Annotated in this window: 10 protein-coding genes and 1 pseudogene; 7 read left to right on the top strand and 4 right to left on the bottom strand. The window is 70.4% G+C overall.

The genetic code is table 11. The features are described from left to right. Positions 1-38 precede the first annotated feature (38 nt). The 3 genes from Ato02nite_RS21420 to Ato02nite_RS21410 are packed head-to-tail and all read left to right on the top strand — an operon-like array spanning position 39 to position 1,367. Entirely contained in the window at positions 39-572 is a 534-nt protein-coding gene (locus Ato02nite_RS21420) for a dihydrofolate reductase family protein (protein ID WP_213008381.1), read from the top strand. Between the two features lies 1 nt (position 573). Continuing rightward, complete coding sequence (locus Ato02nite_RS21415) at positions 574-909, top strand: ArsR/SmtB family transcription factor (RefSeq protein ID WP_213008380.1); 336 nt, start codon at positions 574-576, stop codon at positions 907-909. After that, the gene (locus Ato02nite_RS21410) at positions 906-1,367 is read left to right on the top strand and encodes an SRPBCC domain-containing protein (protein ID WP_213008379.1); all 462 of its coding nucleotides are present in this window, start codon (positions 906-908) and stop codon (positions 1,365-1,367) included. Before Ato02nite_RS21415 ends, Ato02nite_RS21410 begins: the two co-directional genes overlap by 4 nt. On the opposite strand, the gene Ato02nite_RS51760 is transcribed toward Ato02nite_RS21410, so the two are convergent. From Ato02nite_RS51760 to Ato02nite_RS21395, 4 genes and pseudogenes are all read right to left on the bottom strand, one after another. Further along, positions 1,357-2,154 carry a methyl-accepting chemotaxis protein gene (locus tag Ato02nite_RS51760; protein WP_369076923.1) on the bottom strand — a complete coding sequence of 266 codons (798 nt, stop codon included), beginning with the start codon at positions 2,152-2,154 and terminating at the stop codon, positions 1,357-1,359. The two genes, Ato02nite_RS21410 and Ato02nite_RS51760, sit on opposite strands and share 11 nt — an antisense overlap. An 18-nt stretch (positions 2,155-2,172) precedes the next feature. Then, positions 2,173-3,405 (bottom strand): annotated as a pseudogene (locus Ato02nite_RS51755) (Cache 3/Cache 2 fusion domain-containing protein); the annotation flags it as partial. 155 nt (positions 3,406-3,560) lie between these two features. After that, on the bottom strand, positions 3,561-6,299 hold the full coding sequence (aceE, locus tag Ato02nite_RS21400) for a pyruvate dehydrogenase (acetyl-transferring), homodimeric type (RefSeq protein ID WP_213008378.1): 2,739 nt from the start codon (positions 6,297-6,299) through the stop codon (positions 3,561-3,563). A 148-nt stretch (positions 6,300-6,447) separates the two neighbouring features. Further along, a complete protein-coding gene (locus Ato02nite_RS21395) occupies positions 6,448-6,852 on the bottom strand; it encodes a YjbQ family protein (RefSeq protein ID WP_213008377.1) in 405 nt (134 codons plus the stop codon). A gap of 241 nt (positions 6,853-7,093) precedes the next feature. Here Ato02nite_RS21395 and Ato02nite_RS21390 point away from each other — a divergent pair, with 241 nt between their 5' ends. The 4 genes from Ato02nite_RS21390 (at position 7,094) to Ato02nite_RS21375 (ending at position 16,379) form a co-directional block, all read left to right on the top strand. Beyond that, positions 7,094-12,862, top strand: coding sequence for a fibronectin type III domain-containing protein (locus Ato02nite_RS21390; protein ID WP_213008376.1), 5,769 nt, complete (start codon positions 7,094-7,096; stop codon positions 12,860-12,862). A gap of 209 nt (positions 12,863-13,071) precedes the next feature. Next, positions 13,072-15,318, top strand: coding sequence for a thiamine pyrophosphate-dependent enzyme (locus Ato02nite_RS21385; RefSeq protein ID WP_213008375.1), 2,247 nt, complete (start codon positions 13,072-13,074; stop codon positions 15,316-15,318). A gap of 101 nt (positions 15,319-15,419) precedes the next feature. Further along, positions 15,420-15,851, top strand: a complete 432-nt coding sequence (locus tag Ato02nite_RS21380; RefSeq protein WP_213008374.1) for a DUF3052 domain-containing protein — start codon at positions 15,420-15,422, stop codon at positions 15,849-15,851. A gap of 60 nt (positions 15,852-15,911) precedes the next feature. Then, positions 15,912-16,379 carry a peroxiredoxin gene (locus Ato02nite_RS21375; RefSeq protein ID WP_213008373.1) on the top strand — a complete coding sequence of 156 codons (468 nt, stop codon included), beginning with the start codon at positions 15,912-15,914 and terminating at the stop codon, positions 16,377-16,379. The last annotated feature ends 62 nt before the right edge of the window (positions 16,380-16,441 follow it).

Below are 16,441 nucleotides of genomic sequence, written 5' to 3'. Positions count from 1 at the left end.
TGGTAGTTTACCGACTAGCTAATTAACCGGAGGGTAAAATGGGCAAGATCGTAGCGGTGGAGTACACGACGCTGGACGGCGTCTTCGAGGAGCCGGCCTGGAGCGGGCGCTATTTCAACGAGGAGCTGAGCGGCTGGCAGGCCGGCAACCTGCGGGAGGCTGACGCGCTGCTGCTGGGCCGCAAGACCTACGAGGGCTTCAAGGCCGCCTGGCCGCAGATGGAGGAGGCGACCGGCGACTTCGGCGCGAAGATGAACTCGATGCCCAAGCACGTCGCCACCACCACGCTGACCACCCCCGAGTGGAACGCGAGCTTCATCGCCGGCGAGGTCGCCGACGCCGTGGCCAAGCTGCGCACCGAGCCCGGCAACCTGCTGATCAACGGCAGCGCCAGCCTGGTGAACTACCTGACCAGGCACAACCTGATCGACGAGTACCGGATCATGATCTTCCCGGTGGTGCAGGGCGAGGGCCGCAAGCTCTGGGACGACGGCACCAAGATCGCCCTCACGCTGGCCGACTCGTGGAAGACGGCGACCGGCGTCGAGGTGGTCACCTACGTGCCGGCCTGACGTGGCCACTGACCAACTCAGCATCGTCTTCGGCGCGCTGGCCGATCCGACCCGGCGGGCGATCCTGGCCCGCCTGGCCGACGGTCCGGCGACCGTCAACGAGCTCGCCGAGCCGTTCGCGGTGACCCTGCCGGCCATCTCCAAGCACCTCAAGGTGCTCGAACGGGCCGGCCTCATCTCCCGCGGCCGGGAAAAACAGTGGCGGCCCTGCCGTCTCGAGGCCGAGCCGCTGCGCGAGGCGAACGAGTGGACGAACCGCTATCGCCAGTTCTGGGAGTCGAGCTTCGACAAGCTGGACGCCCACCTCCGCACGATCTTGAAGGGATCCGAGCAGTGACCGACGAAGAGATGACGTTCCGCGAACTGGACATCGTGCGCGTCTTCGAAGCGCCGCGTGAGCTGGTCTGGCGCGCCTGGACCGACCCCAACCAGATCGCCCGGTGGTGGGGACCGGCGGGCATGCACACCCCGCGCTCGACGGTCGAGATGGACGTACGCCCGGGCGGCGTCTTCCGGCTGACCATGGTCTCCGACGACGACGGCACCGAGTACCCGTCGGACATGCGGTTCACCAAGGTCGACGAACCGTCGGTGCTCGAATTCGAGTGGGACGGCCAGCGCGGCATCGGCGGCGGGAGATCGACGATCACCTTCACCGACCTCGGCGACGGCCGGACCGAGATGACCAACCACTACGCCGGCTACCTCAACGAGATGATCCAGAGTTACATGCTGCTCGGCACCAACCAGCAATTCGACAAGCTTGCGGCGTACGTCGTCCGGCTCAGACAGTGAATCGGTCCACCAGACCGGTCAGGCGGCGGGCGGTGGCGTTCAGTTCGTCCGCCGCCCGGTGCGAGACGGTCACCGACTGACGGGTGCCGTCCACGGCGCCGCTGACCACCCCGATGCCCTCGGCGATGTCCCGGCTGCCCGACGCCACCTCGGCGATGTTGCGGGCCATCTCGGCGGTCGTGGCCGCCTGCTGTTCGACCGCCGCCGCGATGGCCGTCTGATAGTCGTTGACCTGCGCGATCCGGGCCGTGATGGCCTCGATCGCGGAGACCGCCCGGGTGGTGTCGCCCTCGATCGCGGCGACCCGCGCGGTCACGTCCTCGGTGGCCCGCGCGGTCTCCTGGGCCAGTTCCTTGACCTCGCCGGCGACCACCGCGAAGCCCTTGCCGGTCTCGCCGGCCCGGGCTGCCTCGATGGTGGCGTTCAGCGCGAGCAGGTTGGTCTGCTCGGCGATACCGGCGATCAGCCGCACCACGTCGGCGATCGCGGTGGTGGAGTCGCGCAGCTCGTTGATGACCCCGCCGGCCGCCGTGCTCAGCGCCACGCCGTCCCGTCCGGCCTGCGCCGCCTCCTGCGCGTTGTGCGAGATCTCCGAGATCGAGGCGCCCATCTCCTCGGCGCCCGCGGCCACCGTCTGCACGACGCTCGACACGCCCTCCGCGGCCAGGTTCACCGTCCCGGCCCGGGCCGAGGCGGCCTCCGCCGAGGTGGACAGGTCACCGCCGTTCGCCGCCACCTCCTGGGCGGCCGCCGAGACCTGGTGCGACGCGCTCGTCACCCCGGTCATCACGTTGCGCAGCTCGGCCACGGCCGTGTTCAGTTCCTCGCCGGCCACCGCGATCTCGTCGGTGCCGCCGACGTGCACCGAGACGGTCAGATCGCGGTGCGCGAGCCGGGACAGCGCGTCGGTGAGCAGCCGCAACCGGCTCGCGATCCGCCGGGCCAGGAAGCCCGCGATCAGGCCGCCGGCCACCGCCAGCAGCAGCGCGGCGAGGATGAACGAGACCAGCATGTCGCGCCGGCCGTCGTTGACCGCGTTCACCGCACCGGCCGAGTCCTGGTCGTACCCGGCGACCACGATGGCCCAGTTGTACGGCGAGTAGTACGCCACCGTCGTGGTGGTCGAGCCGTTCTTTCCGTTCGACGAGCCGGGCAGCTGGTAGGTCGTACGCCAGGTCTCGTCGTCGCCCAGGGTGGGCGCCTTCGCCACGATCTCCTCGACGTACTTCGTGCCCTTCGCGTCGGTCGCGTCGAGCACGGTCTGGCCGACCTGGTCGGACAGGCTGGAGGCGATGACCCGGCCGGCGTCGCTGGCGGACGTGCTGTAGACCGAGGTCCAGCCGTTGTCGCCGACCTTCTCGGCGGCGATCGCATCGGTCAGGTTGGTCAGCGCGTCGGCCTGCGGCACACCGGTGAACAGCGCTCCGATCACTTTGCCGGAGCCGTCCTTCATCGGGTCGTACGCGGTGATGTACCAGGTGCCGACCACCTGGGCCACGCCCCGCTACGACTTGCCGGCCTTGATCGCGGTGGCCACCGCGTTCGCCGTACCGTCCGCCGCGGTCGCCGGGATGTACGTACCGATCGCGCGTTTCCCGGTGGTCGCCTTCACCGTGGTGCCGACCCGCAGCAGGTCACCGGCGTCGTCCATGCGCTGGAAGACGGTCACCGCGCCGCCCAGCTGATCCACCACGTCGTCGACGAACGGGGTGGTGGTGCCGGTGTCGGTGTTCTGGCCGAGCCACCTGCCGCCGATGGTCAGCCGGGGCAGCGTGACGGTCTTCTTGGCCTGGGTGGTCTGGTTGGTCGCGGTCCAGGTCGTGGTGCGGCCGGAGAGCCGGGCCCCGCCGCGCTGGGCGAGCAGCACGTCGGCGGCCTTCATGTCGGCGGCCACCCCGTCCTGGACCTCCTCGGCGACCGAACTCACCAGCGTGGTGATCTCGCCGGTGGTCCGGTCCAGGTTCTCGGTGTTCTGCCGGACCACCTCGGTCTCGGTGCTGTCGGCCGACCGGCTGCTCTGCCAGGCGCCGACGCCCACCAGGACGACGGCGGTACTCAGGACCCCGCCCAGCCCGAGGGCGAGGAGGCGGTGGCTTATCTGGAGGCGCACCTCGTACCCATCGGCACGCGGATGCGCGTTCTGAGCACAAAAGGCCCTACCCGTACGGGTAGGGCCTTTTGTCGGAGGATTCGCTAGCTGTCGCCGCCGGTCTCGCCGACCGGCGCCGCGTTGACGTCGTCGATCGCGTACTTCTTGGCCGCCTCGGCCGGCACGTGCACCGGCACCTTGCCGCGCAGCGCCAGCTGGCGCAGAGTGGCCACGGCCACCGACTCGGCGTCCACGTGGAAGTGCCGCCGCAGCGCGTGCCGGGTGTCGCTCATGCCGAAGCCGTCGGTGCCCAGCGACGTGTAGTCGTTCGGCACCCAGCGCGAGATCAGGTCGGGCACCGCCCGCATGAAGTCGCTGACCGCGACGGCCGGGCCCTCGGTGCCCTCCAGCTTCTGCTGGATGTACGGCTTCCGCGGCTGGTCACCGGGGTTGAGCAGGTTGTGCTCCTCGACCGTCACGGCGTCGCGCCGCAGCTCGGTCCACGAGGTCACCGACCAGACGTCGGCGGCCACGCCCCAGTCCTGGGCCAGCAGTTCCTGGGCCTTGAGCGCCCACTGCATGCCGGTGCCGGAGGCCAGGATCTGCGCCTTCGGGCCGGTGGTCTCCGGGGCCGCCTTGTATTTGTAGATGCCCTTGAGCAGGCCCTCCACGTCGACCCCCGCGGGCTCGGCGGGCTGGAGGATCGGCTCGTTGTAGATGGTGAGGTAGTAGAAGACGTTCTCCTGCTGCTCGCCGTACATCCGGTGCAGGCCGTTCTCGACGATGTGCGCGATCTCGAACGCGAACGCCGGGTCGTACGCCACCACGGCCGGGTTGGTGGCCGCGATGAGCAGCGAGTGGCCGTCCTCGTGCTGCAGGCCCTCGCCGTTCAGCGTGGTGCGGCCGGCCGTGGCGCCGAGCAGGAAGCCCCGGGTCATCTGGTCGGCGGCGGCCCACAGCTCGTCGGCCGTGCGCTGGAAGCCGAACATCGAGTAGAAGATGTACAGCGGGATCATCGGCTCGTCGTGCGTGGCGTAGGACGTGCCGGCCGCGATGAAGCTCGCCGTCGACCCGGCCTCGTTGATCCCCTCGTGCAGGATCTGGCCGTTGGTCGCCTCCTTGTACGACAGGAAGAGCTCCCGGTCGACCGACGTGTAGGTCTGGCCGTGCGGGGAGTAGATCTTCTTCGTCGGGAAGAGCGAGTCCAGACCGAACGTACGCGCCTCGTCCGGGATGATCGGCACCCAGCGCGGGCCGAACTCCTTGTCCTTCATCAGGTCTTTCAGCAACCGGACGAAGGCCATCGTGGTCGCGACCTTCTGCTTGCCGCTGCCCCGCTTGACGTCGCCGAACGCCTTCGAGTCGGGGATCGCCAGCGACTTGTGCTTGGTGCGCCGGGACGGGATGGGGCCGCCCAGCTCGCGGCGGCGCTCGAGCATGTACTGCATCTCGTCGGACTTCTCACCGGGGTGGAAGTACGGCGGGAGGTACGGGTTCTCCTCGAGCTGCTTGTCGCTGATCTCCAGGTAGAGGCGGTCCCGGAAGCCCTTGAGGTCGTCCAGGGTCAGCTTCTTCATCTGGTGGGTGGCGTTACGGGCCTCGAAGTGCGAGCCCAGCGTCCAGCCCTTGATCGTCTTGGCGAGGATCACGGTCGGCTGGCCGGTGTGCTCGGTGGCCGCCTTGTATGCCGCGTACAGCTTCTTGTAGTCGTGACCGCCGCGCTTGAGGTTCCAGACCTCGTCGTCGGTCATGCCCTCGACCAGCTTGCGGGTGCGCGGGTCACGGCCGAAGAAGTTCTCCCGCACGTACGCCCCGGACTCGCCCTTGTACGTCTGGTAGTCACCGTCGGGCGTCACGTTCATCAGGTTGACCAGCGCGCCGTCGGTGTCCGCGGCGAGCAGCGGGTCCCACTCGCGGCCCCAGACGACCTTGATCACGTTCCAGCCGGCGCCGCGGAAGAACGACTCCAGCTCCTGGATGACCTTGCCGTTACCGCGGACCGGGCCGTCGAGACGCTGCAGGTTGCAGTTGATCACGAAGGTGAGGTTGTCGAGCTCCTCGCGGGCGGCCAGGCCGATCGCGCCGAGCGACTCCACCTCGTCCATCTCGCCGTCGCCCAGGAACGCCCAGACGTGCTGCTGGCTGGTGTCCTTGATGCCGCGGTTGTGCAGGTAGCGGTTGTACCGCGCCTGGTAGATCGCGTTCAGCGGGCCGAGGCCCATGCTGACCGTCGGGAACTCCCAGAAGTTCGGCATGAGCCGGGGGTGCGGGTAGGACGGAAGGCCGCCACCGGAGTGCGACAGCTCCTGGCGGAAACCGTCCAGGTCGTTCTCGCTGAGCCGGCCTTCCATGTACGCGCGCGCGTACATGCCGGGGGAGGCGTGGCCCTGGAAGAAGATGTGGTCGCCGCCGCCCGGGTGGTCCTTGCCCCGGAAGAAGTGGTTCATGCCGACCTCGTAGAGGCTGGCGCTCGACGCGTACGTCGAGATGTGACCACCGACCCCGATCTCGGGTCGCTGCGCACGGTGCACGAGCATGGCCGCGTTCCACCGGATGTAGGCCCGGATGCGGCGCTCCACGAACTCGTCGCCGGGGAACCAGGGTTCCTGCTCCGGCGGGATCGTGTTGATGTAATCGGTGGAGGTCAGCGGGGGCACGCCGACCTGTCGCTCCCGGGCCCGCTCGAGCAGGCGCAACATAACGTAACGGGCTCTCTTGGCGCCGCGTTCGTCGATGACTCCGTCGAGGGACTCGACCCACTCATTGGTTTCTTCGGGGTCGATGTCCGGAAGCTGGCTCGGCAGGCCATCACTGATTACCGGGCGCTTGCGCTCCGTGGCCACAGGCAATCCTCTTGGTCGGGTGTAGGAACCGAGCGGCGCATTGTGTGGGTCGCTCGGAGATGCCTCCATCCTGCCCCCTCGCGGTGGGCATCGTCACGCCTACCCGGGGTGTCCGCGATCCGGGACACACGTACTGACCAGTAACTTCTCAACCGGCCAGAAAGCTCAGCCGAACCTGGCGGACCGGATTGTCGCCGTTGGTGTCCACCAGGCAGATCGACTGCCAGGTGCCCAGCGCGATCTTCCCGCCGATCACCGGCAGTGTGGCGTACGGCGGGATCCAGGCCGGAAGTACGTGGTCACGGCCGTGGCCGCGGGAACCGTGCCGGTGCCGCCACTTGTCCTCGGTGGGCAGCAGCTCGTCGATCGCGGCCAGCAGATCGTCGTCGGACCCGGCCCCGGTCTCGATGATCGCGAGACCCGCCGTGGCGTGCGGCACGAAGACGTGCAGCAGGCCGTCCCCTTCGGACCGGACGAACGCGGCGGCCTCGGATGTGATGTCGCGGACAACCGGCGAGCCGCCGGTCCGGACGGTGATCACTTCGGTGCGCATGATCCGAGTCTGCCAGCCCCTTTAACACATCCGCCCGGTCGGGGTGCATCCCATTAGGTGGTTTAAGCATCATTTTCCCCCGAAATGACTACGTTGTGGAGGAATACGTCGTACCCGGGCCGGCAGGTCGTCGGGGCTAACCGCGGGGGTGGAAGTAATGGAAGTTGTAGCGCCGCGACAGCGGCGAAGAGTCTCCAGATGGGCACTGGCGGCCGTGTGCGGGTTGCTGACCGTGTGCGGGGTGCTGACGAACCCCGGTCCCGCCGCCGCGGCGCCCGGGTCGCCCACCGGCGTCACGGCCGTGGCGGGCCGGCGGACGATCACCGTCTCGTGGACCGCGCCGGCCGGTGGCGGTGTCAACCACTACCGCGCCGTCGCCGGCGGCGAGTCCTGCGAGACCGGCGGGATCAGCTGCACGATCAGCAACCTCACGGCGAACACCGCATACGTCGCCAGCGTGGCCGCCTGCGCGACCGCGGACAGCAGCAACTGCTCGAGCGCGGTCAACGCGGCCTCGGTGACACCCGGTCCGCCGGCGACTCCGCTCCAGCCGACCGTCACCTACACCAAAGACGATCAGACCACGATGAGCGTGAGCTGGGTACCGAACGACCCGGGCGGCATCGTCACCGCCTACCGGGTCACCCCCTCCACGACCAGTGGGCTGACCGGCCCCTGTCTGGGGCTGGTCTCGGGGACGAGCTGCGACGTCGCGGGTCTGACTCCGGGGCAGTCGTACACGTTCAAGCTGACCGCCATCGGGACGGGGGCCACCGGAAGCTCGGCGGTGGGTCCGGCGTCCACGCCGAAGTACGTCGGCGTGCCGGTCACCCCGGATGCGCCGACGATCACCCGGGTATCCAACTCAGCGGTGACGGTGTCCTGGACCAAGCCGACCGGCAACGCCGCGATCAGCGGATACACCGTGCAGAAGAGCACCGGGGGCGCACCCTCGAACGCCTGCGCGACGACGTCGGCCGACGCCACCGAGTGCCAGGTCACCGGGCTCGACGAGACCCAGTCCTACACGTTCACGGTGCGGGCGAACGGTGAGGGCACCTACGGTGGCAGCTCCGGCTTCAGCTCGACCTCCGCCGCGATCATCCCGGGCAAGCCGAACAAACCGGACGCGCCGACCGTGGAGTTGGGGGCCGAGGCCGGCCAGGTGACGGTGAACTGGACCGCGCCCGAGGGCGGCGCGGTGACCGGGTACACGGTCACGCCCGCCTCGATCGTGGACAACACGCCGCCCAGCCCGTGCGAGACCGCCGCGACCGTGATCCACTGCGACTTCTCCGGCCTGGACGACGGCGTCGCCTACACCTTCCGGGTGGTGGCGAAGGGCGCGGTCAACTCGGACCCGTCCGACCCGAGCGACTCGATCGTCTCGCAGCTGCCGACCAAGCCGGCCACGCCGGTGGCGGCGCTGGTCGCCGACAGCCCCGGCACCGTGGAACTGACCTGGGACAAGCCGGTCACCGGCGGGCCGGTCATCTACTACACGGTGACGGTCAGCTCGACGACCGGCGGTGCCCTCCTCGGCGAGAAGAGCGCGGGCTGCGGATTCAACCTGGACGTGCCGTCCTGCACGATCACCGGCCTGACCCCGGAGGCGTCGTACACGTTCACCGTGACCGCCATCGGTGACCTCGGATCGGTGACCTCGGATCCCAGCGCGGCGTTCACCCCGAACAAGCCGGCCGCGCCGGCCACCGCGGTCGTCACCCGGGACGGCGTCGACGCCGCCACGGTGACCTGGACGCCACCGGCCGCCTCGGGCGGCGGCGTGGTGGAGACCTACACGGCCACGGCCACCCCGGCCGACGGCGCGCCGGCGACGGTTGCCTGCGACGAGGTTCCCGCCAACACGCTGAGCTGCCCCTTCACCAGCCTGGACGCGGCCGGGTCGTACACCTTCACGGTGACCGCCGCCAACGCGGCCGGACACTCCGCGGACGCCACGGCGACCGTCGCGGTGCCGGACATCCCGAGTGCCGCCGAGACGCCGGTCGTCGTCCTGGGCACCGCACCGGGGGAGGTGGACGTCAACTGGAGCCTGCCGGCGCAGGGAACGGCCACGCGCTACATCGTGACGGCCCACTCGGCCGACGGCGGCACGCTGCCGGCCGCCTGCGAGGTCGCCGCGCTGACCTGCCCCATCACCGGCCTCACGGCCGCCAAGCACTACACCTTCACGGTACGGGCCGAGAACTTCCTCGGTGGCACGGACGCGTCCCCGACCAGCCCGGCGGTGCTGCCGGACCGGCCGGGCACGCCGACCTCGGTGGACCTCACCGTGACCGCCGTCGGTGAGGCGACCCTGACCTGGGCCGCGCCGGCCGCCGGCGGGGAGGTGGCCAGTTACACGGCGACCGCCACGGACGACCTGAACAACTCGGCCACGCCGTGCACCGCTGTCTCGTCGAGCACGACGTCGTGCGCGTTCACGCTGGACCCGGCGAGGGCGTACACGTTCGCGGTCATCGCGAGCAACAACGCCGGCGACTCGGACCCGGCCACGGTCGGCCCGATCACCGCGGACAAACCGGGTGCGCCCGGCGGCGTCGCGGCGGTCCTCGGCAACGTGCCGGGCAAGGTGGTCGTGACCTGGACCGCGCCGACCGGCGTGGCGGTCACCGGTTACACGGTGACGCCGGCCTCCAGCGACGGCACCGCGCCGATCCCGACAACCTGCGACAACCTGCCGGGGACCCAGCTGTCCTGCACCTACACCGGGCTCAAGACGACCGCGCCGTACACCTTCACGGTCGCCGCCGAGAACGCCGTGGACTCCACCGCGGCGAGCGCGACCCCGGCCCTGATCCCGGACGAGCCCGGCCCGCCCCGCAACGTGACGGCGGCCCGCGGCAACGTGCCGAAGAAGGTGACGGTCACCTGGGACGCGCCCAACAGCGGCGGTGAGACGGCAACCTACACCGTCACCGCCACCCCGACCGACGGCACGCCGGCCGTCGTCGGGTGCGACAAGCAGGTCGCGGGCGACCCGACGACCTGCGTTTTCACCGATCTCACCGCGACCAGGTCGTACCTGTTCACGGTGACCGCCAGCAACAACGCCGGGGACAACGACGAGGCCACCACCACCGGCCTGATGCCCAACGAGCCGGACAAGCCCACCGGCGTCAAGGTGGAGGTGAACGGGCCGGGTTCGGTCACGGTGACCTGGAACGCGCCGACCGGCGCGAACCTGACCACCGGCTGGGTGGTCACGCCGGCCACGTCGGACGGGGCGACGCCGAACCCGGCGACCTGCCCAGTGGCCGCTTCGGCCGCCCGGACCTGCACCTTCACCGGTCTCACCACGACCGCCCGCTACACCTTCGTGGTCCGGGCGAGCAACGAGGCCGGCGACACCGACTCGGATCCGACGAACGAGGTGGTGGCCAACAAGCCGGGCGCGCCCGGGGCGCCGGTCACGATCATCACCGGGGACGAGACGGTACGGCTGTTCTGGACCCCGCCGGTGCTCGGCGGCCCGGTCACCGGCTACTCCGTCACCGCCTACACGGCGGGCCAGCCGGACACCCCGATCACGTCGGCCGCCTGCACCGATCTCGAGGTGCCCACGGTCACCTGTGAGTTCGACGGGCTGAGCATGTCCGAGCTGTACACCTTCCGGGTCACCACGAGCGGACCCGGCGGGGACGTGCAGGGTGACCGCAGCATGCCGGTCAGCACCGAGCGGCCGGGCGAGCCCGCGCCGCCGACGGTCGAGCTGAGCGGCCCGGGCGCGGTCCGGGTCTCCTGGGACCCGCCGGAGGTCGGCGGCCCGGTCCTCGGCTACTCCGTGGTCTCGACGCCGGACATGAGTGCGCCGGCCCGGTGCACGAACGTCAACGCCATGACCACGACGTGTGTCTTCGACCGGCTGCGCCGGGGCCGCACCTACACGTTCCGGGTGCTGGCCAACGGTACGGCCGACCGCTCCACCTCCAGCGGTGCCTCCCAGCCGATCCTGGTGCCCGCGGTGGCGCCCGGTAAGCCGGCGGCACCGGTCGTCCGGGTTCTCGCACCGGACAAGGTCCGGTTGGCCTGGACCGCTCCGGTGGGGGCGGGCGTGGTCAGCCGGTACGCCGTCGCGGCATACACCGACAAGGAGCCGGACACCGCCATCACGTCCGGCACCTGCACCGATCTCACGACGCTGACCTGCGACTTCGGGGAACTGAAGCCGGACGAGACGTACACCTTCCGGGTCACCGCGACGGGTCCCGGCGGTGACGTGGAGGGCGATCCGAGTGCGACCGTCACCACGGCGGCGCCGGGCAAACCGGCCGCCCCGACGGTCACGCTGATCGGGCCGGACGCGGTGCGGGTCACCTGGACCGAGCCGACCGGCGGCGGCCAGATCATCAGTTACTCGGTCACCTCCCAGCCGGATGTCAGCCCACCGGCCCGGTGCACCACGGTGAACGCGCTGACCTGCGACTTCGACCGGCTGCACGGGGGTACGGCGTACACCTTCACGGTGACCGCCAACGGCACGGCGAATCGCTCGACCGTGAGCGACGCATCGGAGACCGTCGTCGTTCCGAGCCCGGCCGCGACGCCGGCCGCCCCGGCCGTGGCGCTGACCGACGAGACCGGCACGGTGACGGTGAGCTGGACCGCTCCGGGCACCGGTGGGTCGATCACCGGCTACGAGGTGCGGTCCACCCCGGGCTTCCGGGGCTGCGCGGTGCCACCGGGTCCGGGGGTGACCTCGTGCTCGGTGCCGGGTCTCGACCCGGGAACCACGTACACCTTCCGGGTGCGTGCTCTGGGCGTGAACGGCCAGGACTCCGAGTTCGGCCCGGCGTCCAAGGCGATCGTGCCGGGCGCTCCGTCCGCCCCGGAGTTGGTCGTGGCGGCGGCCGGCAATCGTCAGGTCGACGCCTCGTGGACGCCGTCGGCCGACAGCTCGCGGGTTGATCACTACCGCGCCACGGCCACACCGGGCGGTAAGTACTGCGAGACGACCGGCATCGAGTGCGCCATCGACGGGCTGGACAACCTGATGGTCTACACGATCACCGTCACGGCGGTGACCAAGGAGGGCATCAGCTCGACGCCGAGCGCTCCGTCGGGCCGGGTGCGGCCCACCGCCGGGCGGCCGGGCAGCCCGACCGCCGTCACGGCGGCCATCGGTGACGCCGGCACCGTTGTGAAGTGGACGGCGCCGGTCACGGTGGGTGACGGGATCGCTCGGTACGTCGCCACCGCGGTCGACGCGACCGGTGCGTCCCGGCAGTCGTGCAGCACGCCGGACGGCACCACCACCACGTGCCCCATCACCGGCCTCACCAACGGCACCACCTACACGGTGACCGTGGTCAGCGTGGGCCGCGGCGCCAGTGGCTACTCCGAGCCCGCCACCGCGGACAGGACGGTCACCCCGAAGGCCGTACCGCCGGTTCCGACCGGCGTGACGGTCACCTCGATCGCCAAGGGGTTGACGGTGTCGTGGAAGCCGGGCACCGCCACCGGCGGTGACGCGGTCGCCGGCTTCACGGCCACGGCCGACGGCGGCACCGCGCCCGCCACCTGCTCCGGTAGCTCGGCAACCAGCACGAGCTGCACGATCAGCGGTCTGACGCCGGGCAGTTACTCGGTGACCGTCGTGGCTCGGGGGGTCACCGCCGGGTTCGTGTCCAAGCCCTCCAGCCCGGTCGACGCCACGGCGCTGACCGCGGTCGCACCCGTGCCTGGTACCAGCCTGCCGACCAGCGCCGGTGTGCTGACCGTCGCGCCGGGGACGGTGAAGGCGGGCGGCGCGGTGACGATCTCCGGCAGCGGGTTCGCCCCGTACACCGCGATCGCGGTGGCGATCTACAGCCCGCGGGTCACGGTGCCGGCCGTCGTCGTCACCGACTCGAAGGGTGCCTTCACCCAGGAGGTGACGATTCCGGCGGGCGTCGCGATCGGAACCAGGGCGATCGTGGCCGGTGGCCAGACCTCGGCCACCAACACGGCGGTCAGGTATCTGACGGCACCGCTCACGGTGTCGTAACGCCGCTCATCCGATGGCGGGCCGGAAGGGGAACTCCCTTCCGGCCCGTCACGTGTAGAGATCGAGCACCAGGAACAGGGCCGCCGTGGCACCCAGCCAGAGCACGACCGTCGCCGCTCTCAAGATCATCGGCCGAGTAAAACACTCTTCGCAGCCGAGTGAATGCAAATTGCTGACTTCTGACGTGGCGGCTGTGGCTCAGGTCGGCAATGCTGAATCGCGTGACCACCCCGCAGAACCTCGACGAGCGTTTCCGCGACGCGGTGACCGCGCTGCCCGCCCCCGGCGCGCGCCGCGCGCCGGCTGACGCCGTCCGTGACGGCTCGACCCTGACCGGGGCCCGCGCACTCGAGTTGTTCGACGCCCAACTGGCCAGCCGCCATCTCGACCTGGCCGCCCGATGGTTGCGCAGCTTCAACGAAGGCTTCTACACCATCGGATCGTCCGGCCACGAGGGCAACGCCGCCGTCGCCGCCGCCCTGCTGCCCACCGACCCGGCGCTGCTGCACTACCGCTCGGCCGCCTTCTTCTGCGCCCGCGCCAAGAGCCTCGCCGACGCCGCCCGCGACGTGCTGCGTGGCGTCGTGGCCAGCGCGCACGAACCGATCGCCGGTGGCCGGCACAAGGTCTTCGGCAGCGCCGACCTGAACATCGTCCCGACCACCTCGACCGTCGCCTCGCACCTGCCGCGCGCGGTCGGCCTCGCCTTCTCGCTGGCCCGGGTCCGGGCCGACCGGCGCTGGCCGGCCGACGCGATCGTGCTGGCCACCTTCGGCGACGCGTCGGCCAACCACGCCGCCGCCACCGCGGCGCTCAACGCGGCCGGCTGGTTCGAGCACTCCGACGTCCGATTGCCGCTGCTGCTGGTCTGCGAGGACAACGGGCTCGGCATCAGCGTGCCCAGCCCGGACGGCTGGCTCGCCGCGATGCTGTCGTCCCGCCCCGGCGTGCGTTACACCTCGGCGGACGGCTGCGACCTGGCCGCCACCTACGACGCCGCGGCCGAGGCCGCCGGGTTCGTGCGCCGCGAGCGCCGCCCGGCCGTGCTGCATCTGTCCACCGTGCGGCTGATGGGGCACGCCGGCGCCGACGCCGAGGTCGCCTACCGCTCCACCGAGGCGATCAACCGCGATCTCGATCGGGACCCGATCATCGCCACCGCCAGGGAGCTGATCACGGCCGGCCTGCTCGGCCCCGAGGAGGTCATCGCCCGCTACGACGAGATCGGCTGGCAGGTCCGCAAGGTCGCCGAGGAGGTGCTGGGCGAACCCAAGCTGGCCTCGGTCAGCGAGATCGTCGGCCCGCTCGCCCCGCGCCGGCCGCTGCGCGTCGCCCACGAGATCACCGAGGTCGCCACCCGGGCCATCGGTCCCGGCGCCGCCACCCGCATGCAGGCCTTCGACGGCAAGTTGCCGGAGCAGGGCGGGCCACTCACCCTCGCCCAGACGATCAATGCGACGCTCACCGACGCGCTGCTGGCCAACCCCGGCGCCCTGCTGTTCGGCGAGGACGTGGCCCGCAAGGGCGGCGTCTACGGCGTCACCAAGAAGCTGCAGGAGCGGTTCGGTACCGACCGGGTCTTCGACACCCTGCTCGACGAGACCACGATCCTCGGCCTCGCGCTGGGCACCGGCCTGGACGGCCTGCTGCCGATCCCCGAGATTCAATACCTGGCCTACCTGCACAGCGCCGAGGACCAGCTGCGCGGCGAGGCGGCCACCATGTCGTTCTTCTCGTCCGGCGCCTACCGCAACCCGATGGTCGTCCGCGTCGCCGGCCTCGCCTACCAGCAGACGTTCGGCGGGCACTTCCACAACGACAACTCGGTGGCCGTCCTGCGCGACATCCCCGGCCTGGTGCTGGCCGTGCCGTCCCGGCCCGCCGACGCAGCGCCGATGCTGCGCACCTGCCTCGCGTCGGCGGCCGCCGACGGCAGCGTCTGCGTCTATCTCGAGCCGATCGCGCTCTACCACACCCGCGACCTCTACGAGCAGGGCGACAACGAATGGCTGTCGCCCTACGCCGGGCCGGTCTCCTGGTCGAGCGAGCACGTTCCGATCGGCCGGGCCCGCACCTATCCGGTGGGCAACGCCGCCGATCTGACCATCGTCACGTTCGGCAACGGCGTCCGGTTGTCGCTCCGGGTGGCCGCCCGGCTGGCCGAGGAGGGGTACGGATCCCGCGTGGTGGACCTCCGCTGGCTCAGCCCGCTACCCGCCGCCGATCTGGTCCGGGAGGCCTCCGCCACCGGCCGGGTGCTGATCGTGGACGAGACCCGGCGCTCCGGCGGAGTCGGGGAGGGTATTCTCGCCGCCCTGGTAGACGGCGGTTTTGTCGGCTCCGCGCGGCGGATCGCGTCGGCTGACTCGCTGATTCCGCTCGGACCGGCCGCACAACACGTGGTGGTGGGGGAGGATGCGATCACACAGGGTGCCCATGCCCTGCTGGCACGGTAAATTGCCACACACTCGGTGCGCCACTTGCGCATGAGCCCACAAGTGTGTGGACTACCCCAAGGTTTCCGGCAATTTCATTCTTGGCTAGGAGGACTTAGACAGTGAGCGCGACCGCTGGTCAGGCCGACGGCGTACGCAGCCTGGCGGACCGGTTCGGCTTCGAGCCGAACATGGTGGTCATGGAGATGGGCTACGACGACGATGTCGACGAGGACCTCCGTGACACCCTGACCGAACGCGTCGGCGAGTTGGTCGACGAAGACACTGACGAGGTCGTCGACGCGGTGCTGTTGTGGTACCGCGACGGTGACGGTGACCTCTTCGAACTGCTCACCGATGCCCTTGGCCCCCTCGCCGACAACGGCGTGGTCTGGCTGCTGGCCCCGAAAGCCGGCCGTGACGGGCACGTCGAACCGAGCGAGATCAGCGAGTCCGCCCAGACGGCGGGCCTGCAGCAGACCTCGACGGTCAACGCCGGCAAGGACTGGACGGGTGCCCGGCTCGTCTCCCCCAGGGGTGCCAAGAAGAAGTAGCTCGCTGTGATCTCCGAGCCGGCCGGCGTCCGTTGGCGCCGGTCCGGTTAGGGTGGGCTCATGCCGTTGCCGGTGGGGGCCGTCGCGCCCGACTTCAACCTCAAGGACCAGAACAACCAAGAGGTACGGCTGGGCGACTTCGCCGACCGCAAGGCGATCCTGCTGGTCTTCTACCCCCTGACCTTCACGGGGACCTGCAAGGGCGAGCTGACCGGCATCCGGGACAACATCGACCGTTACGCCACCGGCGATCTTCAGCTGCTGGCGGTGAGCGTCGATTCCGTCTACAGCCACAAGGTCTGGTCGCTTCAGGAGGGCTTCGACTTCCCGTTGCTGGCCGATTTCTGGCCGCACGGCGAGGTGGCCCGTCGTTACCAGGTCTTCAACGACACGGCGGGCTTCGCCAACCGCGGCACCTTCCTCATCGACCGCGGCGGCGTCATCCGCTTCGCCGAGGAGGCCGGCCCGGGCGTGACCCGCGACCGAGCAGCCTGGGACGCGGCCATCGAGGCCCTGACGGTACGATGACCACTCACGGACCCACCGAGGGCGCGTAGCTCAGTGGGAGAGCACTCGCCTTACAAGCGAGG

This window comes from Paractinoplanes toevensis (assembly GCF_018332695.1).
GTDB classification, from domain to species: Bacteria; Actinomycetota; Actinomycetes; order Mycobacteriales; family Micromonosporaceae; genus Actinoplanes; species Actinoplanes toevensis.
The sequence above is the reverse complement of the archived record's forward strand: the minus strand, read 5'-3'. Positions and strand labels throughout refer to the sequence as shown.

What these genes read in the sequence shown, in the direction of transcription:
- Ato02nite_RS21420 (WP_213008381.1), top strand. Translation starts at nt 39, where the DNA reads ATGGGCAAGATCGTAGCGGTGGAGTACACGACGCTGGACGGCGTCTTC.
- Ato02nite_RS21375 (WP_213008373.1), top strand. Translation starts at nt 15,912, where the DNA reads ATGCCGTTGCCGGTGGGGGCCGTCGCGCCCGACTTCAACCTCAAGGAC.
- Ato02nite_RS51760 (WP_369076923.1), bottom strand. Translation starts at nt 2,154, where the DNA reads ATGACCGGGGTGACGAGCGCGTCGCACCAGGTCTCGGCGGCCGCCCAG.
- Ato02nite_RS21395 (WP_213008377.1), bottom strand. Translation starts at nt 6,852, where the DNA reads ATGCGCACCGAAGTGATCACCGTCCGGACCGGCGGCTCGCCGGTTGTC.
- Ato02nite_RS21385 (WP_213008375.1), top strand. Translation starts at nt 13,072, where the DNA reads ATGCTGAATCGCGTGACCACCCCGCAGAACCTCGACGAGCGTTTCCGC.